This window comes from Demequina sp. (assembly GCF_049841215.1).
Lineage (GTDB): Bacteria > Actinomycetota > Actinomycetes > Actinomycetales > Demequinaceae > Demequina.
Window position 1 is genome coordinate 17399 of the sequence record NZ_JASGEO010000010.1, and the last position, 21959, is coordinate 39357.

The 21959-nt window shown below is 67.6% G+C and carries 23 protein-coding genes; 22 read left to right on the top strand and 1 reads right to left on the bottom strand.

All coding sequences use genetic code 11. The features are described from left to right. Nucleotides 1-2 precede the first annotated feature (2 nt). From folP to QM618_RS03700, 17 genes are all read left to right on the top strand, one after another. Complete coding sequence (gene folP / locus QM618_RS03620) at nt 3-815, top strand: dihydropteroate synthase (protein ID WP_428095039.1); 813 nt, start codon at nt 3-5, stop codon at nt 813-815. A gap of 4 nt (nt 816-819) precedes the next feature. Continuing rightward, nucleotides 820-1893 (top strand): 2-amino-4-hydroxy-6-hydroxymethyldihydropteridine diphosphokinase, encoded by a 1074-nt coding sequence (gene folK / locus QM618_RS03625; RefSeq protein WP_428095041.1) that lies wholly within the window; start codon nt 820-822, stop codon nt 1891-1893. 3 nt (nt 1894-1896) lie between these two features. Further along, complete coding sequence (locus QM618_RS03630; protein ID WP_428095043.1) at nt 1897-2358, top strand: DUF3180 family protein; 462 nt, start codon at nt 1897-1899, stop codon at nt 2356-2358. A 219-nt stretch (nt 2359-2577) separates the two neighbouring features. Further along, nucleotides 2578-3054 (top strand): PH domain-containing protein, encoded by a 477-nt coding sequence (locus QM618_RS03635; RefSeq protein WP_428095046.1) that lies wholly within the window; start codon nt 2578-2580, stop codon nt 3052-3054. A gap of 18 nt (nt 3055-3072) precedes the next feature. Beyond that, nucleotides 3073-4599, top strand: a complete 1527-nt coding sequence (locus tag QM618_RS03640) for a PH domain-containing protein (RefSeq protein WP_428095048.1) — start codon at nt 3073-3075, stop codon at nt 4597-4599. After that, complete coding sequence (locus tag QM618_RS03645; RefSeq protein WP_428095051.1) at nt 4592-5482, top strand: Rossmann-like and DUF2520 domain-containing protein; 891 nt, start codon at nt 4592-4594, stop codon at nt 5480-5482. The genes QM618_RS03640 and QM618_RS03645 overlap by 8 nt, the downstream gene beginning before the upstream one ends. Beyond that, complete coding sequence (panC, locus tag QM618_RS03650; RefSeq protein ID WP_428095054.1) at nt 5482-6282, top strand: pantoate--beta-alanine ligase; 801 nt, start codon at nt 5482-5484, stop codon at nt 6280-6282. The genes QM618_RS03645 and panC overlap by 1 nt, the downstream gene beginning before the upstream one ends. Before the next feature lie 182 nt (nt 6283-6464). Then, entirely contained in the window at nt 6465-8156 is a 1692-nt protein-coding gene (locus QM618_RS03655) for an L-aspartate oxidase (protein WP_428095056.1), read from the top strand. A 4-nt stretch (nt 8157-8160) separates the two neighbouring features. Continuing rightward, nucleotides 8161-8664 (top strand): hypothetical protein, encoded by a 504-nt coding sequence (locus tag QM618_RS03660; protein WP_428095058.1) that lies wholly within the window; start codon nt 8161-8163, stop codon nt 8662-8664. Between the two features lie 154 nt (nt 8665-8818). Then, nucleotides 8819-9484 (top strand): hypothetical protein, encoded by a 666-nt coding sequence (locus QM618_RS03665; RefSeq protein WP_428095060.1) that lies wholly within the window; start codon nt 8819-8821, stop codon nt 9482-9484. Beyond that, complete coding sequence (locus QM618_RS03670; protein WP_428095062.1) at nt 9481-10704, top strand: PrsW family glutamic-type intramembrane protease; 1224 nt, start codon at nt 9481-9483, stop codon at nt 10702-10704. The genes QM618_RS03665 and QM618_RS03670 overlap by 4 nt, the downstream gene beginning before the upstream one ends. 29 nt (nt 10705-10733) lie before the next feature. Then, nucleotides 10734-11633 carry a carboxylating nicotinate-nucleotide diphosphorylase gene (gene nadC / locus QM618_RS03675; RefSeq protein WP_428095333.1) on the top strand — a complete coding sequence of 300 codons (900 nt, stop codon included), beginning with the start codon at nt 10734-10736 and terminating at the stop codon, nt 11631-11633. Nucleotides 11634-11653: 20 nt separating this feature from the next. Beyond that, a complete protein-coding gene (gene lysS / locus QM618_RS03680) occupies nt 11654-13165 on the top strand; it encodes a lysine--tRNA ligase (RefSeq protein WP_428095064.1) in 1512 nt (503 codons plus the stop codon). Next, on the top strand, nt 13162-13356 hold the full coding sequence (locus QM618_RS03685) for a hypothetical protein (RefSeq protein ID WP_428095066.1): 195 nt from the start codon (nt 13162-13164) through the stop codon (nt 13354-13356). The genes lysS and QM618_RS03685 overlap by 4 nt, the downstream gene beginning before the upstream one ends. Before the next feature lie 79 nt (nt 13357-13435). Further along, nucleotides 13436-13756: a histone-like nucleoid-structuring protein Lsr2 gene (locus QM618_RS03690; protein WP_428095069.1), complete on the top strand. Its 321-nt coding sequence runs from the start codon at nt 13436-13438 to the stop codon at nt 13754-13756. Next, nucleotides 13753-14823 carry a lactonase family protein gene (locus tag QM618_RS03695; RefSeq protein ID WP_428095071.1) on the top strand — a complete coding sequence of 357 codons (1071 nt, stop codon included), beginning with the start codon at nt 13753-13755 and terminating at the stop codon, nt 14821-14823. The genes QM618_RS03690 and QM618_RS03695 overlap by 4 nt, the downstream gene beginning before the upstream one ends. Nucleotides 14824-14881: 58 nt before the next feature. Next, nucleotides 14882-15622 (top strand): phosphoglyceromutase, encoded by a 741-nt coding sequence (locus tag QM618_RS03700; protein WP_428095073.1) that lies wholly within the window; start codon nt 14882-14884, stop codon nt 15620-15622. 368 nt (nt 15623-15990) lie between these two features. Here the strand turns inward: QM618_RS03700 and phoU are convergent, their stop codons facing one another. Continuing rightward, nucleotides 15991-16650 carry a phosphate signaling complex protein PhoU gene (gene phoU / locus QM618_RS03705; protein ID WP_428095076.1) on the bottom strand — a complete coding sequence of 220 codons (660 nt, stop codon included), beginning with the start codon at nt 16648-16650 and terminating at the stop codon, nt 15991-15993. A gap of 175 nt (nt 16651-16825) precedes the next feature. On the opposite strand from phoU, the gene QM618_RS03710 reads away from it, so the two are divergent. The 5 genes from QM618_RS03710 to pstA all read left to right on the top strand — a co-directional run bounded on the left by QM618_RS03710 (nt 16826) and on the right by pstA (nt 21929). After that, on the top strand, nt 16826-17947 hold the full coding sequence (locus tag QM618_RS03710; RefSeq protein WP_428095078.1) for a sensor histidine kinase: 1122 nt from the start codon (nt 16826-16828) through the stop codon (nt 17945-17947). Continuing rightward, a complete protein-coding gene (locus QM618_RS03715; protein ID WP_428095080.1) occupies nt 17944-18639 on the top strand; it encodes a winged helix-turn-helix domain-containing protein in 696 nt (231 codons plus the stop codon). Before QM618_RS03710 ends, QM618_RS03715 begins: the two co-directional genes overlap by 4 nt. 128 nt (nt 18640-18767) lie before the next feature. Beyond that, nucleotides 18768-19880, top strand: a complete 1113-nt coding sequence (gene pstS, locus QM618_RS03720) for a phosphate ABC transporter substrate-binding protein PstS (RefSeq protein WP_428095082.1) — start codon at nt 18768-18770, stop codon at nt 19878-19880. Between the two features lie 82 nt (nt 19881-19962). Next, the gene (gene pstC / locus QM618_RS03725; RefSeq protein WP_428095084.1) at nt 19963-20967 is read left to right on the top strand and encodes a phosphate ABC transporter permease subunit PstC; all 1005 of its coding nucleotides are present in this window, start codon (nt 19963-19965) and stop codon (nt 20965-20967) included. After that, on the top strand, nt 20967-21929 hold the full coding sequence (pstA, locus tag QM618_RS03730) for a phosphate ABC transporter permease PstA (protein ID WP_428095086.1): 963 nt from the start codon (nt 20967-20969) through the stop codon (nt 21927-21929). Before pstC ends, pstA begins: the two co-directional genes overlap by 1 nt. Nucleotides 21930-21959 lie beyond the last annotated feature (30 nt).

Genomic DNA, 21959 nt, shown 5'->3' on the forward strand with positions numbered 1-21959 from the left:
CCGTGACCCTCGTCATGGGCATCCTCAACGTCACCCCTGACAGTTTCAGCGATGGCGGGCTCTGGCATGGGCCCGACGCTGCGGTCGCCCAAGGCATTCACCTCGCCAACGAGGGGGCCGACATCGTGGACGTGGGCGGCGAGTCCACGCGGCCTGGTGCGGAGCGGGTGCCTGCGGACGAGGAGTTGGCCCGCGTGATCCCCGTGATCCGCGAGCTCGCCGCAGCAGGCATCACCACGAGCATCGACACCATGCGAGCGGCCACCGCTCGCGCGGCCGTCGAGGCGGGCGCCACGATCGTCAACGACGTCAGCGGCGGGCTCGCCGATCCCGCCATGGCCACCACTGTGGCCGGTCTGGACGTGGACTTCATCGCGATGCACTGGCGCGCGCACAGCACCCACATGGACGCCCTCGACGTCTACGACGACGTGGTCGCGGACGTCCACAACGAGCTCGTGCGCCGAGTCCACGCACTGCAGGACGCCGGAATCGCGAATGACCGAATCATCGTGGACCCCGGCCTCGGCTTCTCGAAGGTGGGGGACAGCAACTGGGCGCTCCTCGCGAACCTCGACGTGCTGCGCGGCATGGGCAACCGCATCCTCATCGGAGCCAGCCGCAAGCGGTTCCTCGGGGCGGCCATCGGCCGCCCCGATGCGCCCCCAACGGAACGCGAGGCCGCCACAACCGCTGTTACGGCACTGGCCGCAGCGTCGGGCATATGGGGAATCCGGGTGCACGACGCGCGCGCGGCACGTGACGCCGTGGCCGTCGTGGATGCTTGGCAGAACGCAACATTCGCGCCAGAGTGATGCCATGACACTGAGCGTGGGCGCGTACGTCAAAGGCGGCGTTGAACTGGACCAGATTGCGGTTGAGGGGATTCGCGTCACGGGGTATCACGGCGTGCTCGCCACGGAGCGCGAGAGCGGGCAGCTGTTCATCGCGGACATCGTGGCGCACGTGAGTACGCAAGCGGCGGCCACCACCGATCAGTTGGCGCGCACCGTGAATTACTCGGACCTGGCCGACGCTGTGGCTGAGGTTCTCGCCGGAGACCCCAGTGATCTGTTGGAGACGGTGGCGGAGCACTGCGCGCGGGCCGTGCTCGAGTTTGAGGGCGTGGAGTGCGTGGACGTGGCGATTCACAAGCCGCAAGCGCCGTTGCATGTGGAGTTCGCGGATGTGATTGTGCGGATTCGGCGGGACCTGCGCTCGGGGACGCTGTGGGCGGATAAGCGGATTGGGTCCTCGGCGGGGATGTCCGATGACCCGCTGGAGCAGCCTGCGATCTTCCGCGATGCATTCGACGAGCGGCCGTTCCAGCCGGTGACCGCGTGGATCGCGCTTGGCGGGAATCTTGGCGAGGTGGAGCGCACGCTACGCGCGGCAGTTCGTGAGTTGGATCGTGTGAGCGGGATTCATGTGGTGGCGACGTCGGCGCTGGTGAAGTCCGCGCCTGTTGGCGGCCCAGAGCAGCCCGACTACCTCAACGCCGTGGTGCAGATCGAGACCGCGCTGGCGCCGCGAGAGTTGCTCGCCGCGTGCCAAGGCGTGGAGGTGGTGCATGGGCGCGAACGCTCCGTGGTGAACGGGCCGCGCACCCTTGACCTCGACATCATCTCGATCGCGGGCGTCACCGGCGAGTCCGCCGACCTTGTGCTTCCGCACCCGCGCGCCCACGAGAGGGCGTTCGTGTTGGTTCCCCTTGGTGATGTCGATGCGGATGCGGTGCTGCCGGGGGCGAACGGCGGCGCGGTTTCGGACCTGTTGGCGCGCGTGGACGTGGAGTCGGTGTCCGTCGTGGCCAAGCCGTGGCCCTCCGGCGCGGAGCCCACGCCGCTCGGTACGGACGCCGTGCCTGTCGTCGACGGGCCAGATTTCACGTAACTCATGGAGCATCTCTCGTGGCAGCGCCTTGCGATCATCGCGGGCATCACGCTGGCGATCGCGTGGGTCATAACGCGCATGGCTTTGGGCGATGGCTACACGCCCGCGCTGATTCCGTGGACGCTGCCGGCGATCTGCGTGGTTGGCGCGGTGCTCGCGCTCGTGTTCGCGTGGCCCGTGCGGCAATACCAGCAAGGCAAACGCCCTGGTCTTGATGGGTTGCGGGCGGCGCGGGCCGCGGTGTTTGCGCAAGCGTCCGCATATGCGGGGGTGCTGCTCGCGGGGGGACTGCTTGGCTACGCGGCTGGGCTCGCGGAGTATTGGAGCCACGAGCCGCGGCGCGAGGTGGCGATCTCCGCGCTGATCGCGGCGCTCGGCGCGCTCGCGCTCATGGCGGCCGGCCTCCTCGCCGAGCATTGGTGCCGCACCAAGCCACCTGAGGACCCAAAACCCAGCCCCAGCTAAGGCGGGGTGAGCCGCCTAACGCGGCCACGGCCGCCGGGCAGGCGGCCGACCCACCCCTCCCGCAAGCTCTCCAACAACGACACGCGCGACACGCCGGTTGGAGAACGTCCGGAGCCGCGACACGCCGGGCGACACGCCGAACGCTTGTTGGAGAGCTTGCGGGGCGAGCGCCGATTACCCCTCGCATCGTCCGCTCACCCCTGGTGGCAGACTGAACCCATGACCTGGTACGAGACCGACGCGGACTGGACCTACGCCGACCGCGCCCTCATCACGGCCCGCGTGATCTCGCTGTGGATCTTCATGCTGATCCCCCTCGCGGTGTGCACGGTGCTCGCGATCACCATCAGCCCCGGCTGGTGGGCGGGCGTGGCCGCCGCACTAGCGCTTGGCGCTTGGTTCACCTGGCTCATCTTCCGCAACGTCACCGCCCACGCATGGGCGGAGCGCGAGGACGATCTGATCGTGAAGCGCGGCCGCATGTTCCGCTCGGTCACTGTGGTGCCGTATGGCCGCATGCAGTTTGTGGAGGTGAGCGCTGGGCCGGTTGCCAGGGCGTTCAAGATCGCCACGATCCAGCTCCACACCGCGAGCCCCGGCACCGATGCCACGCTCAGCGGGGTGCGCGCCGCCGACGCCGAGACCCTCCGCGATCGCATGACGGCGCGCGGCGAGGCTCGGCTGGCTGGGCTCTAGGCCGGGCGTCGCTTGTCCATGTCTATCCCAGAGAACCCATCGTTCGCCCCGCGCCCGCTGTATTCGGCGCCGCGCGAGTGGACGCGCGTTCACCCCATCTCGCCGTACCTCGGCAGCGGCCCCATCATCGGCTTCGTCGCGGTCTACTCGCTCGCGCGCTTCTTGCCCTCGTGGGTCGCCGGCGGCAGCGAAGAGTATGAGCTCATCAACAGGATGCCGCTGCTCATGCTCGCGGGCGCGGTGATCCTTATCGTTGCCGCCGTGATCGGCTACGGCCTGCTGAGCTGGCGCCGCAACGAGTACCGCATCGCCGACGACGCCATCTACTACCGCAAGGGCATCGTCTTCAAGCAGCACAAGCAGGCGCGCCTCGATCGCATCGAGGCGGTGGACGTGGTGCAGCCGCTGCTCGCACGCCTGTTTGGCATGGCGCAGCTCAACGTACAGGTGGCGGGCGGCACGGGCTCTGGCATCGACCTCAAGTTCTTGCGGCTCGGCGACGCGGAGGCCCTGCGCAACGAGGTTTTGGCGCTCGCCGCCGGCGCCAAACTGCCCAGCGTGCCCGACGCTGTGGCTGGCTCGAGCGCTTCCCAGCCCCTTGAGATGGCGCCGGCTTCCCTCCGCGATCTCGGTATGAACATCGGCGAGACCCACCCGGTGACGGCGGTCCAGGCCGCGCCGGAACACGGGGTCTACCGCGTTCCCCCGGGCCGTCTCTTCGGGTCCGTGGCGCTCTCGACTCCAACCTTTCTTGTGGCGGCCGGCGCGATTGCGCTCTTGGTGGCCGCGGCGATCTTCGGCTCGGTGGTGGGGGAGCAATTGCTTGCGATGATCGGCACGTCGGTGTTCGCCGTTGTGGGTTTTGTGGTGGCGGTGCTGAGCTACTTCTGGAACCAGATCAATGAGGGCTTCAACTTCACCGCAGCCACCTCCTCTGATGGCCTGCGGCTGCGCCACGGTCTCCTTGAGACCCGTCGTCAGACGGTCACCCCCGGCCGAGTCCAGGCGGTGGTGGTGACCCAGGGCGTGCTGTGGCGCACCAAAGGCTGGTACAAGATCCGCATGAATGTGGCCGGATATCAGGAGGAACAGGCGCGAGTCTCGAACCTGCTGCCCGTGGGCACACTCGATGACGTGCTCCTCGCCCTTCGCCTTGTGCTCCCCGATGTCGCCGACGAGTCGCTTGCCCGCATGGTCCAGGGCCGCGGCGGCGAGGATGACTTCACGCCAAGCCCGCGGCGCGCGCGCCTCCTGGATCCGTTCCAGTGGAACCGCCGCGGCGTGCTCGCTGGCGATCGCGCACTGTTCATCCGCAGTGGGTGGCTCACCCACCAGCTGGCGGTGGTGCCCAATGAGCGCACGCAATCGCTCGGCGTGAGCCAGGGCCCCATCCAGCGCTCCCGCCGGCTCGCCGATCTCACGGTCCACTCCACCCCCGGGCCTGTTCGGCCCGTCGCCGGCAACCTCGACGTCGACGACGCCCTCGCGCTGCTCCACGAGCAGGCGGCGCGCGCCAGGGCCAGCCGCGGTGTGTCCCATGCCTGATAACGCAAGCCGCCTTGCCGTCGGCGTGGTGGGAGCCGGCCGCGTTGGCGCGGTCTTGGCCACCGCCTTGCGCGAGGCGGGGCACCACGTGGTGGGAGCGTCGGGCGTATCCGAGGACTCCGTGAGCCGCATCGAAACGCTGCTCCCCGGGGTGCCGCGACTGGAGCCAGAGGCCGTGGTGCGCGGCGCCGACCTCGTGCTCCTCACCGTCCCCGACGACGCGCTCGAGCCGCTGTGCGCGGGCCTCGCCACCGTCGGCGCGTTCCGCGCGGGGCAGCTGGTGGTGCACACGGCGGGCAGGTTTGGGGTTGGCGTCCTGTCCGACGCTGTGGCGGCCGGGGCGCTGCCGCTCGCCATTCATCCGGCCATGACCTTCACGGGAACGTCGCTCGATAGGGGGAGGCTTGCCGATGCGGTGTTTGCCGTGACCGCCCCCGCGCCGCTGCTGCCCATTGCGCAGGCGCTTGTGGTGGAGATGGGTGGCGAGCCGATCGTGCTCGCCGAGGCGGATCGTGCGGCATATCACGCGGCGATTGTGCATGCGGCGAACCATGCGGTGACGCTTGCGGCGCAGTCGGCTGCGGTGCTCGCGCGGCTGGGTGTTGAGGAGCCCGGGCGGGTGCTCTCTCCCGTGGTGCACGCGTCGATTGAGAACGCGCTCGCGGATGCGCCGGGGTCCGTGTCGTCCCTGACTGGGCCCGTGGTGCGCGGGGATGCGGGGACTGTCGCCGCGCACCTTGGTGCCCTTGCGGCGCTGCCGGACACGCGGTCGGCGTACCGAGCCATGGCGCGCGCCACCGCGGACCTGGCACTCGCGGGGGGCCGGATTGGGCCCGCGCAATACGCGGACCTCATCGCGACCCTCGGCGTGGAGGAGGAGTGATGCGTCTCGTGACAACAGTGGCGGACTTAGGTGCCCCCGTACCTGGGGTGAGGCGCGGGGTGGTGATGACCATGGGTGCGCTGCACGAGGGGCATGAGGCCCTGGTGCGCGCTGCCAGGGCCGAGTGCGACGAGGTGGTGGTGACCATCTTCGTGAACCCGCTGCAGTTCAACGACGCCGCCGATCTGGAGCGCTACCCGCGCACGCTCGACGCGGATCTGGCCCTGCTCGAGCCGCTCGGCGTCGACGTGGTTTTTGCCCCTGCCGGGGACGAGGTGTACCCAGCGGGTGAGCCTGAGGTGACCGTAGCGTCGGGCCGATTGGGCGAGATCTTGGAGGGGGCGCACCGGCCGGGGCACTTCGATGGGATGCTCACCGTGGTGCTCAAACTGCTGCTGATTACCAGGGCTGATGCCGCCTACTTTGGCGAGAAGGACGCGCAGCAGCTGGTGCTCGTGAAGCGGATGGTCGCGGATTTCAACGTGCCCGTTGAGATCGTGGGGGTGCCCACGGTACGCGCTGCGGACGGGCTGGCGCTGTCATCGCGGAACCGGTTCCTCGCGGGGGAAGAGCGCGACGCGGCGCTCGTGTTGCCGCGGGCGCTCGAGGCCGTGGCCGCGCTGTTGCGCGAAGGGCGGCCCGTGGAGGAGGCCGTGGCGACGGGCCGCGCCGTCTTGGCGAGCGAGCCGCGCGTGGTGGTGGACTACCTGGACGTGCTCGAGTCGGGGCCGGACGGCGTCACGATCGCGGCGGCGGTGCGAGTTGGCGAGACCCGGCTGATAGACAACATCCGCACCTAAGCACCCCTCCGTACCTAAACACCCCTCCACACAAGGCGAATAGCTCTCCACACAATGCCGCGATTATCGGGCTTGGACAGCACTCCGTCACGCTCAACACCCGCGCCGCACTGCCACGGTGTGTGGAGAGGCATTCGGGCTGTGTGGAGGGGTGATTCGGCGGGCGCGCTAAGGTCAGCATCATGACCCGCTTTGTGCATCGCCTCACCGCGCCCGCTCCCGGCTGGACCATCTCTGCGGACGTGATCGTGATCGGCTCCGGGATCGCCGGGTTGAGCGCCGCCCTCGAGCTGCGCGAGAAGGTGGACCGCGTGCTCGTGGTCACCAAGGGCGTGCTGAGCAGCGGCAGCACGGTGTGGGCGCAGGGCGGCATTGCGGCGGCGCTTGACCCAGAGGACACGCCCCAAGAGCACCTCGACGACACCCTCGTTGCCGGGGCCGGGCTGTGCAGCGAAGAGGCCGTGCGCGCTCTGGTCACGGAGGGCCCTGACCGCGTCCGCGAGCTCGTGGCTCGCGGCGCCAACTTCGACACCACCCCCGAGGGCGATATCAACCTCACGCGAGAGGGCGGCCACCATCGCGATCGCATCGCCCACGCGGGCGGCGACGCCACGGGCGCGGAGATTAGCCGCGCCCTCGTCGCCCAACTCGAGGCGATCAAGAACGACCCCGGCATCGAGGTCATCGAGCACGCCATGGTGGTGGACATCCTCACCGCCGCCCCCACCAGGGACGGCCGCCCAGGCAAGGTCTGCGGCATCACGCTGCACGTGATCGGGGAGGGCACCCGGGACGGCGTGGGCGCCGCGCTCGCTAAGGCCGTGATCGTGGCCACGGGTGGGATTGGACAGGTGTTCCGCTCGTCCACCAACCCGGCCTCCGCCACCGGCGATGGGATCGCGAGCGCGCTCCGCGCAGGTGCCGCCGTCGCGGACATCGAGTTTGTGCAGTTCCACCCCACGGTGCTGTGGGAGGGTTCTGGCGCTCGCGGGCAACTGCCGCTCATCAGCGAGGCCGTGCGCGGCGAAGGCGCCTACCTCCTCAACGCGGACGGCGACCGTTTCATGGTGGGCCGCCACGAACTCGCCGAGCTCGCCCCGCGCGACGTCGTGAGCCGCAACATCGTGGCGCAGATGAAGGAGGAAGGCTCGGACAACGTCTTCCTCGACTGCCGCCACCTCGGCGGCGCCTTCCTCAAGCAGCGCTTCCCCACCATTTGGGCGCGCCTCGAGGAGCGCGGCATCGACATGGGCCGCGACCTCATCCCGGTGGCGCCCGCGCAGCACTTCCACTCGGGCGGCATCCTCACCGAGCTCAACGGACGTTCCACCCAGCAGGGCCTCTACGCGATCGGCGAAGCCGCCTGCACGGGAGTCCACGGCGCCAACCGCTTGGCATCAAATTCCCTACTAGAGGGCCTAGTTTTCGCCAAACGCGCGGCTACGGACGCCGCCAGTTTGGTGGCCGACGGCGTGCTCACCCAAGCGGAGCCCGTTGAGCGTCCCGCCCCAACAGTGCTCATCCCGGCCACGATGCGCCGCAAGATTCAGTCCATTGCGCACGATGGTGCCGGGCCGGTGCGAGACATGGAAGGCCTTGCCACTGCGGTGTCGCGGCTCGCGAGCATCCGGGCGCGTTTTCACACGACGGAACCCGGCACCGTGGTGCCGCAGGTCGCCGAATGGGAGACGTCGAACGTGCTGGCCACAGCGTCGGTCCTTGCCAGTGCGGCCCTCACGCGAACCGAGACGCGCGGCGGTCACGTGCGCAGCGATTATCCAAGCCAAGACGAGCGCTGGAAGGTGCGGCTCGTGGCCACGTTGGACCCCGACGGGGACCTGCACCTCACGGAAGCGCCCCTGGAACTGGGCTAGCCAGATGGCAAGCCGAGCACCCGCGTATCCGTTCGCCGCGAGGTCCAACGCGTACCTCCAGACGGGGCAGTTCTGGCCCATCACCTTGAGCGACGGGCGCTTTGCCGCGGGCGTGGTCTTGGCCGTGCCCACGAAGGAGCAGGCTCCGCACTTCGCGTTCTCGACCAAGAGCTTCATCGCTGGCGTTCTCGATTGGGTGGGCAGTCGAGAGCCCACCGCGGCCGACCTCGCCGGCGCCCAGCTCCTCACCTGGGGTTCCGCGCACGTGAAGACCATCGGCGTGGACGACGGGCTCATCACCGGCCGCATTGACCACGAGCTGAACCAGATCCGGATGGTCTCGCACACGGCGGGAGGCACGGTGTGGACGTACTCGAACGGGCTTCGTGACGCTCCCGCGACCGACGCCGAGCGCCGCGAGCTACCTGTCATGGGCACGTGGGGCTACCGCGTGGCGAAAATCTCGGCCGAGCGCAGGCTTGTCACAGCACAACGGCGGGCGACCTAAGCCGCCCGCCGCCGTGTGTGAGGAGGGCTCACGGGGTCCCCGCAGGCCCAGCGCCTCCAACACCGAGGGCGCCGCTTTTCACACTAGCCACGCCGCGCGCGGCATTTAGGGACAGAGGTCCCTGTCGCGCCTTGCTCGCTGTTAGCGTGAGTGCGTGACTCCCGCGAAGCCATGGCGTGCCGCCGTGTGGTTGCCAGTCATCGCGGTGCTGGGAGCCGTCGCCTACCTCCTTGTCCCTGCGCTGCCTGGTCTCGCGGACACCACGCGCCCCGTGGCCCACGGCGAGCGCCTCTACGCGACCACGGCGTCCTTCGCTCCGGCCGAAGACTGGACGCTTGACCTCGACAGCGCCGTCTCCAACCGCCCCGAGATCCGCGCTGACGGCGTGGTGGTGCGCCTCAGCGACGGCGTGTGGTTTGGCTCGTCCTCCAACCTCATCGCGCGCATGGGCGAGCTGTTGGAGCAGGCCGGTGCCACCGTAGGGACCCTGCCGGACGCCCCAACAGACGACGCCCTCATCACCACGGACCCCAACGTCACCCCCAACGAGACCATCCCGCGCACCGAGTATTACCTCGACTTCACGATGGGCGAGCAGCGCGGCACACTGCTCGTTGTGCGCCAAGATGCGAGCGTTGCGCTGCTGCGCGTGGTCGGCGAGACGCAAGCCGTCGCGGACCACCAGGTTGAGGTCGACATGATGTTCGCCTCAGTCGACGTGGGGGTGGTGGGCGTGGACGACGTGCCCACAGACCCGCGCCTCACCAAAGACCCCCGCCTCACCAAAGACCCGCGCCTCACCAAAGACCCCCGCCCATGAAAGAGATCACGCGCCGCAGCGCCGCCGTCCGCTGGTGGGATCCGCGTAACGCGGGCTGGTGGCTGCTCATCGTCTTCACCCTGGTAGGTGGCTGGGTGATGGTCTCCTCGCTGGCCCCCGCATTCCAGCGGTACGCCATCACGGGCGCCCTCGCGCTCGTGCTCGGAACACCGATGTTCATCGTGGTGTGGTGGCTTGTCGCGAGCATGCACATCGTTACCAAACCCGCCCCGTCGGCCAAGATCGCGGCCGTCATCTGGGGCGCCGCAGTGGCCACGGGCCTGTTCGCGATCAACGCCAACGGCGCCATCATCCTGATGCTCGCTCAGCACGTCAGCGTGGACTTCGCGAACGACTGGGGCGCCGCCATCGCCGCCCCCCTCACCGAGGAAACGGGCAAGCTGCTCGGAGTCGCCGCGGTAGTGATCGCCGCCCGCTCGTGGTTGCGCGGCCCCATGGACGGGCTGCTGCTCGGCGCTCTCGTTGGCCTTGGCTTCCTCACCGCGGAGAACGTCCTCTACGCCTTCAACGTCACGGTGATGAGCTTTGGCGAGAGCCAGCCCATCTCCACGATCGCCATCTACGTGATCCGCACGGGCCTGTTCTGGCCCATCTCTCACGCGATCTTCACGGCGCTCGCGGGCGCCGGGCTCGGCTTCCTCTTTGGCCGTCCAGCCGCCCGACGCTACGGCTGGGGAATCCTCTCCCTCGCCCTCGCGTATGGCATCCATTTCTTCTGGAACTCCCCGATCCTGCCGGGCATGCTCACGCGCATGGCCTTCGCCGCCGTGGTCCCGTTCGTGCTGTGGCTCGTGGTGCACCTTGCCCGCCGCGCGGAGAGCGGGTGGGTCAACGGCGTTCTCGCCGGCGAGGTGGAGCGCGGCACCATTCCCGCCGAGTGGGTGCAGTGGCTCGGCGGCTCCCTCCACGCGCGCAGGCGCCGCCGCCGCGACCTCGTGCGCCAGTACGGCCCCGCCATTCGTCAGGCAGAACGCACCCATGAGGCCCTGCTCGTTGACCTCGCCGACGCCGTGGACGCGGGCGACGAAGACGCCGCCAACGCGTACCGCGCCCAGGTGAGGTCGTCGCTCGAGGAGGCGCAGCGTCGGGCAGAAGCGGCCGCCCAGGCCGCCGCCGCCCAGCAGCAGGCGTGGGCGGATTATTACCGCCAAGTGGAGGAATACCGGAGGTATTGGGCGGAGCGCGGCTACCGGGTGTAGCCGCCGCGCGCCACAATGGGAGCGTGACCATGCCTGAAGAACTCCCACAGGACGCCCCGCTCAACCCCGAGTTCCTGGAACGCATCGTCGCGACCGCTCTCGACGAAGACCTCGGCCCCGCGCCCGGCCGCGACGTCACTACCCAGGCCACGATCCCGTCGTCCGTCACGGTGGAGGGCGTCTTTCGCGCACGGGCCGACGGCGTGGTTGCGGGCCTCGACGCCGTCACCGAGACGCTGCGCCAGGTGGCGGGGCGGCTTGGCCTCGAGGTGCCGGAGACAACCGAGCGGGTCTTCGATGGCGAGCGCGTTGAGGACGGCGTCATCCTCGTGGAAGTCGAGGGCCCAGGCCACGTGGTGCTCATCGCCGAACGCACGGCGCTGAACTTGGTGAGCAGAGCGTCGGGCATCGCTACCCACACGCAGAAGTGGACGGACGCGCTTGAGGGGACCGGAGCGCGAGTGCTCGACACCCGCAAGACCACCCCCGGGCTGCGCGAGCTGGAGAAGTACGCGGTGCGGTGCGGCGGCGGCGTGAACAAGCGGATGGGGCTGTTCGACTGCGCGATGGTCAAGGACAACCACATCGTGGCAGCGGGAACGGTGACGGCAGCGGTGTTGGCGATTCAGGCGCGCTTCCCCGACGTGCCCATCCAGGTGGAGGTGGAAACCTGGGAGCAGGCTCAAGAGGCGCTCGCGGCGGGCGTGCGCTTCCTCATGCTCGACAACCTCTCCCCGGCCGAGATGACGGAGTTTGTGGAGCGGGTGCGCGGGATGGAGCCGCAGACGGGCAAGGTGTGGCTCGAGGCCACGGGAGGGCTCACGCTCGCGACCGCGCGCGTGGTCGCCGAGACCGGCGTGGACTTCATGTCCGTTGGCGGGCTCACCCACTCGAGCCCCATCCTCGACGTGGCGCTCGATCTGATCTAGGCGCCGGTACCCTTGATGCCGTGACAGACGCCGTGAACGAGACCCCAGAAGCCGACCTGCCAGAGCAGATCCAGGTGCGCATGGACAAGCGCGCCAAGATCCTGGCAAACGGCGGCGAGGCGTACCCGGTTGGCGTGCCGGTTACCGCGCAGATCGCCGACGTGCGCGCCACGTACCAGGGGCTCGAGGACGGCGAAGAGACCACCGACGTGGTTGGCGTTGCCGGCCGCGTGGTCTTCATTCGCAACACCGGAAAGCTGTGCTTCGCCACCATTCAAGACGGCGCAGGCGAGCGCTTGCAGCTCATGCTGTCGCTCGACGCCGTTGGGCCCGACGCTCTGGCCGCCTTTAAGTCCGACGTCGACTTGGGAGACCACCTCTTTGCGGAAGGGCCGGTTGGCAAGTCTCGCCGCGGCGAGGTCTCTGTGTTTGCGCGCACGTGGCAACTGGCCGCGAAGGCGTTGCGCCCCCTGCCCGTGTTGCACAAGGAGCTGAGCGAAGAGTCGCGCGTGCGCCACCGCTACGTTGACCTCATCGCGCGCCCCGTTGCCCGCGACACGCTGCGCCGCCGCGCATCCGTGGTGCGTTCGCTCCGCGAGTCCTTGCACCAGCGCGGATTCATCGAGGTGGAGACCCCGATGCTGCAGACGCAGGCAGGCGGTGCGGCAGCGCGGCCATTCGTCACACATATGAATGCGTTCGATATTGAGCTTTACTTGCGCATTGCGCCGGAACTGTTCTTGAAGCGTGCCGCGGTTGGTGGCGTGGAGAAGGTTTTCGAGATCAACCGCAATTTCCGCAACGAGGGCTCGGATTCCTCGCACTCGCCCGAGTTTTCGATGCTCGAGGCGTATGAAGCGTACGGCGATTACAACACCATGGCCGCGCTCACCAAGGACATCATTCAGCGCTCTGCTCAGGACGTGTTCGGCACCCAGGTGGTGACGCTCGCGGACGGCGAGGAGTATGACCTTGGCGGCGAGTGGGCGGATCTCACGATGTACGGCTCGCTGTCAGAGGCGGTTGGTGAGGAGATCACGCCGGAGACGAGTGTGGAGCGCCTGTTGCAGTTGCTCGAGGCCGCGGACCTCTCGATTGACCCCAAGCGCATCAACCACGGCAAGCTCGTGGAGGTGCTGTGGGAGCACCACGTAGGCGACGCTCTCTACGCGCCCACCTTCGTCCGCGACTTCCCCGTCGAGACCAGCCCGCTCACCCGCGATCACCGCACGCAAGCAGGCGTCGTGGAGAAATGGGACCTCTACGTGCGGGGATTCGAGCTGGCCACAGCGTATTCGGAGCTTGTGGACCCCGTCATTCAGCGCGAGCGCTTTGCCCAGCAGGCTCGCATGGCCGCGCAGGGTGATGACGAGGCCATGAAGCTCGACGAGGACTTCCTCACCGCGATGGAGTACGCGATGCCGCCGTCAGGGGGCATGGGCATGGGCGTTGACCGCCTACTCATGGCGCTCACGGGCCTTGGTATCCGCGAGACCATCCTCTTCCCGCTCGTGAAGCCGGACGAGTCATGAACCTTGGCCCCATCCTGATGAGCGTGCTGCCGTCCGTTGGATTGGCGCTCATCTTTTGGTACGTGATGCGTGCGGTGATTCGCGCGGACCGCCGCGAACGCGCGGAACTCGCCAAGATTGACGCCGAAGAGGCCCGCCGTGCCGCCGCAGAATCCGCAGAAAACGGCTCGAATTCTCCCCTCGCCAATTAGGAATTGACAGTGCGCCAGCCGTGATGGTTAGCATGGCGGTGCGAATCACGCTCCCGGGGGAAATCCGAAAGGCTGTGCAATGGCTCAGAAGGTTCAGGTTGTGCTTGTTGACGACGTCGATGGCGGGGAGGCCGCTGAAACGGTGAGTTTTTCGCTCGACGGCGTTGGCTACGAGATCGACCTCTCTGAGGCCAATGCCTCCGCATTGCGCGACGCGTTTGGCCCGTGGATCGCCGCGGGCCGCCGGGTGAGCGGCCGCCGCTCCGCCGGCCGTGGCCGCGGCCGCGGCTCCTCCGATGCCGGCAAGATCCGCGAGTGGGCCAAGGAGAACGGCTACAAGGTCTCCGAGCGCGGCCGCGTCTCCGCGGAGATCCGTGAGGCGTACGCCAACTCCAAGTGAGCGAGCAGCTCTGGTGGGGCACGTACCCGCCGCTCGGCTTGGGCACTCCCGTTGGCAAGGGGGAGGGCCTTTACCTCCAGCAAGGGCCCGACGCTGCGTTGGCTTTGCCCCTCGACGCGCCCTCGTTTGTGGTTGCGCACCCCTCGCTGCCGCTGCTGTACGTGGTGAGCGAGGCGGCTGAGAGCTCGCTTCATGTGGTGTCCGTTGAGTCGGCGCCGACGGTGCTCGCCACCGTGCCAACCGGAGGCGCGGACGCGTGTCACATCCTGCTCGCGGGAGACGCTTCGGTGGCCTACGTCAGTCACTACAGTTCCGGGGACGTCGCGGTGGTGCAGCTGGGCGCCGACGGGCTGCCGGTGGCCGACGCTCCCCAACAACTCCTTGGGCACGAGGGGAACGGTCCTCGAGAGGACAGGCAAGGGGGCCCGCACGCCCACTCCGCAGGTTTCGCTCCCGGTGGGAAGCACGTGCTCGTCGCGGACCTCGGCACCGACGAGCTGCGGAGGTATCGGGTCGCGGACCGCGGGCTGCTCGAGGCGGACGGAATCGCCGCAACGTTGCCACCCGGTGCCGGCCCGCGCCACTTCGCGGTGCGCGGCGAGAACATCTACGTGGTGTGCGAGCTCGACCACCAGTTGCGCACCTATCGATGGTCTGCAGCGGATGCAGAGGCGGACCTCATCGCGGAGGTGCCCACCACCACCGCGCCTCAGCGCACGGGAAACGACATTAACGACGCGCACGTGGCGCTCGTCGAGGGTGCGGATAGGGACGTGCTGCTCGTGTCTGTTCGCGGAGTCGACGTCATCGCGCTCTTCGATCTCAGTCCTGAGGGCGAGGCCCGCTATCGCACAAGCCTCGACGTTGGCGAGTGGCCCCGCTATTTCGCCGCGATCGGTGACCGGCTGCACGTGGGCTGCGAACGTGGCCACGAGGTGCGGTCCTACGACCTCGCCCAGGTGCTGTCACTGCCCGCTGAAAATAGCGTCGGCGGTATGGCGGCGCTGCCCTACGAGACGGCGACCGTGACAAGCCCAGCTTGCGTCGTTTCCCAGCCCCCTGCCTAGGCGAGGGGTAGGACCAAGGGCGTTAGCGTCGGGCCGCGAAGTGCGCAAGGATGGACGCATGACGTACAAGCTGATCCTGCTCCGCCACGGCGAGAGCGAATGGAACGAGAAGAACCTGTTCACCGGCTGGGTGGACGTGCCGCTTGATGACAAGGGGCGCGCGGAGGCCACGCTTGGCGGCGTGCTCATGAAGGATCAGGGAATCCTTCCCGACGTGGTGCACACCTCGTTGCTGCGCCGCGCCATCATGACGGCCAACCTGTCGCTCGACGCGGCGAACCGCCACTGGATTCCGGTCAAGCGCAACTGGCGTCTCAACGAGCGTCACTACGGCGCGCTGCAGGGCAAGAACAAGGCAGAGACGCTCGCCGAGTTTGGCGAAGAGCAGTTCATGATCTGGCGCCGCTCGTATGATGTGCCGCCGCCGCCCATCGAGGCCGGCTCGCAGTTCGCCCAGGACGGCGACCCCCGCTATGCCGGCATCGAGGTGCCCGCAACCGAGTGCCTCAAGGATGTGCTTGAGCGCGCGCTGCCGTACTGGCACGAGGAGATCGTCCCCGATCTTCGCGAGGGCAAGACGGTGCTCGTTGCCGCGCACGGCAACTCGCTGCGCGCGATCGTGAAGTACCTGGACGGCATCGGCGACGACGAGATCGTTGGCGTCAACATCCCCACGGGTATTCCGCTGTACTACGAGCTCGACGATGACTTCACTCCCGTGGAGCGCGGCGGGCGTTACCTTGATCCCGCGGCTGCGGAAGCGTCGATTGCCGCTGTGGCGAACCAGGGAAAGAAGTAGTCTGTAGGTAAGTGTTCGGTCAGCCTGTCATTGCTGGCCGAAAAAGAAGGCCCCGGGAGCAATCCCGGGGCCTTCGCTTGCGTGTAGGGGCTGAGCACCCCTCCGCGACCCGGTTTAGGCAGCTCACTGGTACTTCTGGCGCGGAATAGGCGCGGTTTAGGCAGCTCACTGGTACTTCTGGCGGGCGTGTGGCGGTTGGCGAGAGTCGCGCGTGGACGCTCTGGGCCGGAAGCGGTGGCGGCGGAATGTACCAGTGAGTTGCCTAAATGCGGCCCCTGCGAGCCGATATGTACGAGTGAGCTGCCTAAACGCCACGGCCGGGCCGAAGCTGTGCTCGGCCCGGCCGTGAAGGCTTGGTTGGGAGGGGGCTAAATCTTCGCGCCTTCGCCGCCGTGATCGCCCGTCACCAAGTACACGATGCGGCGCGAGACGCCAACGGCGTGGTCGCCGAAGCGCTCGTAGTAGCGGGCCATGAGCGCGATGTCGAGCGTGGTCTGCGCGTCGCCGTCGTAGTCATCGGCGAGCAGCGAGGCGTACGCCCTGGTGTGGAGGTCGTCGAGCGTGTCGTCGTCGGAGACGATGCGTGCGGCCGTGTTGAGGTCGCGCGTCTCGAGCAGTTCCGCCACCTCGGCAGCGGCCTGCTTGGAGGCGGCGGCCATGCCTTCCACGATTTCGCGGTGCGTCGCGGGAACCGCGCTTTCCGGGTAGGCGCGGCGCGCGGACTCCGCAATGTGCTGCGCAAGGTCGCCCATGCGCTCAAGCGAGGCAGAGATGCGCAGCGACGCGATGATCGTGCGCAGGTCAAGGCCAACCGGCTGCTGCTGCGCGATGAGCAGCACGCAGCGCTCGTCAACGGTTTCTTCGAGGTCATCCAACTTGGCGTCCGCGGCAATGACAGACTGGGCAAGCTCGATGTTCTCGGTGAGCAGCGCCTCTGATGCATTGGCGATCGCGGTGTGAACCAAGTGGCTCATGGCGATGAGGTCGTCCCGCAGTTCGGACATCTCGGCGGTGAAGATGGTGCGCATGTTTCTCCTTGATGGCGCCCCCGCTTTGGCAGGCACGGCGGCGCACGTGCGTGATGTCCTCAAGTCTGGCACTCTGCCCGCCGCGCCAGACTCGGAACGGAGCCAGAATCGGTGAACATTTGGTGTCCGGCCTGAACATTCGGTGAACACAGGCCCACATAGTTAGGGTGTGCGCATGACGGCCGTAGCGTGGATTCTCGTGGTTGTAGCTATGGGCGTTGGGCTAGGCGCCGGATTGTGGGCCGGGAGGGCGAACGGGCGTTCGCGTGCCACCGGCAACACTCTTGTACCCGCGCGCACCCGCCAGCTCCTCGCAGTCTTCCCGGCAGGGGCGGTGGTGATTCGCCGCGATCGGCGCAGCGCGTACTGCAACAACGCCGCCCTCGCGCTTGGCGTTGCGCGCCCCGACGGAGCCCTGCATCCTGAGCTCGCTCGCCTCGCGGAGATCGCGTGGAACCACAACGAGGTCATTGAAGAGGACATCGAGGTGCAGCGCGGGGTGCTCGCCTCGAGCCGCACGCTCCAGGCGCGCGTGGCCGTCGTCGACGACGAGCTGGTGCTCGCGCTCATCGCCGACCGCACCGAGCAGCAGGCCGCCGAGCAGATGCGCCGCAACTTCGCCATCAACGTCTCTCACGAGCTCAAGACCCCCGTTGGCGCCATTCAGTTGCTTGCGGAATCCGTGGAGGCCGGCGCCGACGATCCCGACATGGTGCTCGCCTTCACTAAGAAGCTCCGCAAGGAGGCCAAGCGCCTCAGCACGCTCATTCAAGAAATCATTGAAATCACCCGTTTGCAGTCCGACGCTGCGGTCATGGACGCTGCGCCGGTGCGGCTTGGGCACGTGGTTGAGGAGGCAGTTGAGGGAACCGCCACGGCCGCGTCGGCGCGCACCATCTCGGTGACGACGGACATCAAAGAAGACGTCACCATCCTTGGCAACGAGGAGCTGCTCGTGATGGCGGTGCGGAACTTGCTCGAGAACGCGATCCAGTACAGCGACCCTGGTAAACGCATCATTGTCTCGGCCGAGGTGGACGGCGAAGTCGCGTCCGTGTCGGTGGTGGATCAGGGCATCGGCATTGCCCCCGCAGAGACAGAACGCATCTTTGAACGCTTCTACCGCGTGGATCCAGCGCGCTCGCGAGAGACCGGCGGCACGGGCCTTGGGCTCAGCATCGTCAAGCACATCGCACTTCGCCACGACGGCAAGGTGGAGGTGTGGAGCACGCCGGGCGTTGGCTCTACCTTCACCCTCAAGCTGCCCGTGAGCGGGCAGGAGGAGGACCACGAATGACAGGCGAACGGGTACTCGTCATCGAGGACGAGGAGTCGTATCGTGACTCCCTCAACTTCCTCTTGGGGCGCGAAGGCTTCACCGTCATGCTCGCGGAGACGGGGCCGCGCGGCGTCGAGGAGTTCGCTCGCCGCGGCGCGGACGTGGTGCTGCTTGACCTCATGCTCCCTGGTATGTCGGGAGCCGAGGTGTTCCGGGTGCTGCGCGAACGCACGGACGTGCCCATCATCATGGTCACCGCCAAGGACGACCAGGTGGACAAGATCATCGGCCTCGAGCTGGGCGCCGACGACTACGTGACAAAGCCCTACTCTGGCCGCGAGCTCGTGGCGCGTATCCGCTCAGTGCTGCGCCGCCAAGCCGCGGGCCTCACAGGGATACCCGACGAACCAACCCGCCTTAGCGTCGGGCCGCTCACCCTGGATGCCGAGCGCCTCACCGTTACCAAGGGCGACGAAGCGATGTCGCTGCCGCCAAAGGAATTCGCGCTGCTCAACCTGCTGGCGCAGAACGCGGGCCGCGTGCTTCCTCGCCACGTGATCATCGAGCGCGTGTGGGGGGCCGACTACTTTGGCGACACCAAGACGCTCGACGTGCACATCAAGCGCCTACGCGCGAGGGTCGAGGACGACCCCGCGGAGCCCACGCTGATCCAGACCGTGCGCGGAGTGGGATACACGTTCGAGGCGTGAGCCGCTTGGGCGTTCACCGAACGTTCACCGAAGGTTCAGATACGGGCACTCGTGACGTTACTTTCGCTCCCTAGCGTGAAGGTATCCGGCAACGAGCCGGTTTCATCATCACGTAAGGACTTCTGACTGTGAAGATCGCCTACCGCGCCGGCGCACTCGCTGCCGCTGCTGTGCTTTCGCTTTCGCTCGCCGCGTGCTCCGCGGACAACGAGCCCACCTCGGGCTCCACGACGGGTGGCGGCGCCACCGACGGCCCCACGGGCCTTTCCGGCACGCTCAACGGCTCCGGCGCGTCCTCGCAGGAGTCGGCAATGGATGCGTGGCGTGCCGCGTTCCAGACGTCGAACGCCGACCTCACGATCAACTACGACCCCGTTGGCTCCGGCGGTGGACGCACGGCGTTCCTCGAGGGTGCCGTGTCGTGGGCGGGCTCCGACTCCGCCCTCGCCGAGGAGGAGTACACCACCGCCGAGGCTCGCTGCGGCGCCGACGGTGCCATCAACCTCCCCGTGTACATCTCCCCGATCGCCGTGGTGTTCAACCTCGAGGGCGTCACCTCGCTCAACCTCGACGCCGCCACGATCTCGCAGATCTTCGACGGCAAGATCACCACGTGGAACGACCCCGCGATCGCCGCGCTCAACGAGGGTGTGACCCTTCCTGACACCGCGATCACGCCGGTGCACCGCTCGGACGACTCGGGTACCACCAAGAACTTCACCGACTACCTGAACAAGGCTTCCGGTGGCGCGTGGAGCTACGACGCTGACGGCGTGTGGCCCATCGACTCCGGCGAGTCCGGTGAGGGCACGTCCGGCCTTATCGACGTGGTGAGCGGCACCCCTGGCACGATCGGCTACGCCGACGCGTCCAAGGCTGGCTCGCTCGGCGTGGTCGCCATCCAGGTTGGCGACACGTTCAACGCCCCGTCCGCAGAGGGTGCCGCCCTCGCGCTGTCGAGCTCCGAGCTCGCGAGCGTGAACGGCGACAACGACCTCGCCTACAAGATTGACCGCAGCACCACCGCAGCGGGCGCCTACCCGCTCATGCTGCTGTCGTACGCGATCGTCTGCCAGGCATACGAGGACGCGACCGAGTCCGCCAACGTGACCGGGTTCCTCTCCTACGTGGCGTCCGCCGAGGGCCAGCAGGCTGCTGCTGCCGCCGCCGGCTCGGCCCCGCTGCCCGCGGACCTTTCCGCGAAGATCGAGACGATCCTCGCCGAGATTGCCGCTGCGTAACACCGCTGATTGGACGGTGGTGGACTCCTCCGCGAGGATGGGTCCACCACCGTTCTTCACGCTCTATTGACGGAGAGTTCGCGTGACGCAAACTTTGGCCGACGAGGCCGCCACCGCACCATCAGCGCCGCTTGAGGCCAGCAGGCCTTCGCGCGCCAACAAGACGTTCGCCGGTCTGTCCACCGGGTCCGCGGTGATCATCCTGATCGTGCTCGCCGCCGTCGCGACCTTCCTCATCCTCGAGGCGTGGCCGGCCATCACCGACGCCGCCACGCTCGACAAGAACGTGAGCTGGATCCGCCCAGAAAAGGGCGAGAGCCTCATCGAGATCATCGGCTACCTCGTCTTTGGCACGCTGCTGATCTCCGCGATTGCCCTCGTCATCGCCACGCCGCTCGCTATCGGCATCGCACTCTTCATCTCGCACTACGCGCCGCGCCGCTTGGCGTCTGGCCTTGGCTACCTCATCGACCTGCTTGCCGCGATCCCGTCCGTGGTCTACGGACTGTGGGGCGCCACGGTGCTGGTGCCCTTCCTCAGGCCGTTCTTCACGTGGCTCACAGAAACCTTTGGGTGGTTCCCGCTGTTCGCCCCCGATCCCGCGACCGGCGCCGCGTCACCAACGGGCCGCGTGGCCCTCGCCGCCGGCATCGTGCTCGCAATCATGATCATCCCCATCATCACCGCGGTCACGCGCGAGGTCTTCTTGCAGACGCCAAAGCTCCACGAAGAGGCCGCCCTCGCCATGGGCGCCACTCGGTGGGAAATGGTGCGCATGGCGGTGTTCCCGTTCGCTCGGTCCGGCATGATCGGCGCCACGATGCTTGGCCTTGGCCGCGCGCTCGGCGAGACCATGGCCGTCTACATGATTCTTTCCGGTGGTCTCACCTTCTCGTTCGGCATCCTGCAGTCGGGCAAGCACGAGACCATCGCCGCGTACATCGCCTCCCAGTTCCCAGAGGCCAACAACTGGGGCGTCAGCGCGCTCATCACCATGGGCCTTGCGCTGTTCGTCATCACGCTGCTAGTCAACATGCTGGCGCGGTGGATCGTCTCGCGTCGCGCCGAGTTTGATGGAGCCAACTGATGACCGCCATTGACAGCACGACGCTGGGGCAGCTCAGCACGTCGCGTCGCCTCAAGAACGGCGCGGCTTCCGTCCTGGTGTACCTGGCTTTTGGCCTCGCCCTTATCCCCCTCGTCTGGCTGTCGTGGACGGTCGTGAGCATGGGCATCGACCGCTTCTTCGTGGACGAGAACGGCGAGCACAACTTCAACCTCGACTTCCTCCAGCAGTCCATGCGCGGAGTGGTGGGTGGAGCCCCCATGGGTGGCGCGCTGCACGCCATCTGGGGCACGGTCCTCATCACGCTCACCACGGCGGTCATCTCGGTGCCCATCGGCATCCTCACGGCCGTCTACCTCGTGGAATACGGCAAGGGGCGCCTCAAGCGGTCGGTGACGTTCTTCGTCGACGTCATGACGGGCATCCCGTCCATCGTGGCCGGTCTGTTCGCCTATGCGCTCGCGGCCATCATCATGGGCCCCGGCACCAAGACGGGCTTCGTTGGTGCCATCGCGCTGTCCGTGCTCATGATTCCCGTGGTGGTGCGCGCCTCAGAAGAGATGCTGCGGCTGGTGCCAAACGAGCTCCGCGAGGCGTCCTATGCGCTCGGCGTTCCCAAGTGGCTCACGGTCATCAAGGTGGTGCTGCGCACCGCGGTTGCGGGCCTTGCGACCGGTGTCACGCTCGCTATCGCTCGCGTCATCGGCGAGACCGCGCCGCTGCTTGTGGCCGTTGGCTTCGCCGATTCCATGAACTTCAACATCTTCGACGGCCGCATGATGACGCTCCCCGTCTACATCGTCTCCGAGTGGCGCAAGGGCGACGCGGTCTGCAACAACCCAGACCCCACGGTCGCGTGCATCCCCGAAATCACCGAGTACCGCGCATGGGCCGCCGCCCTGGTACTCATCCTCATCGTCATGACGCTCAACCTGCTTGCGCGTCTCATCTCTCGCATCTTCGCGCCCAAGACGGGCCGGTAGGCGACACGCACACAAGGCAAAGGTAGAACA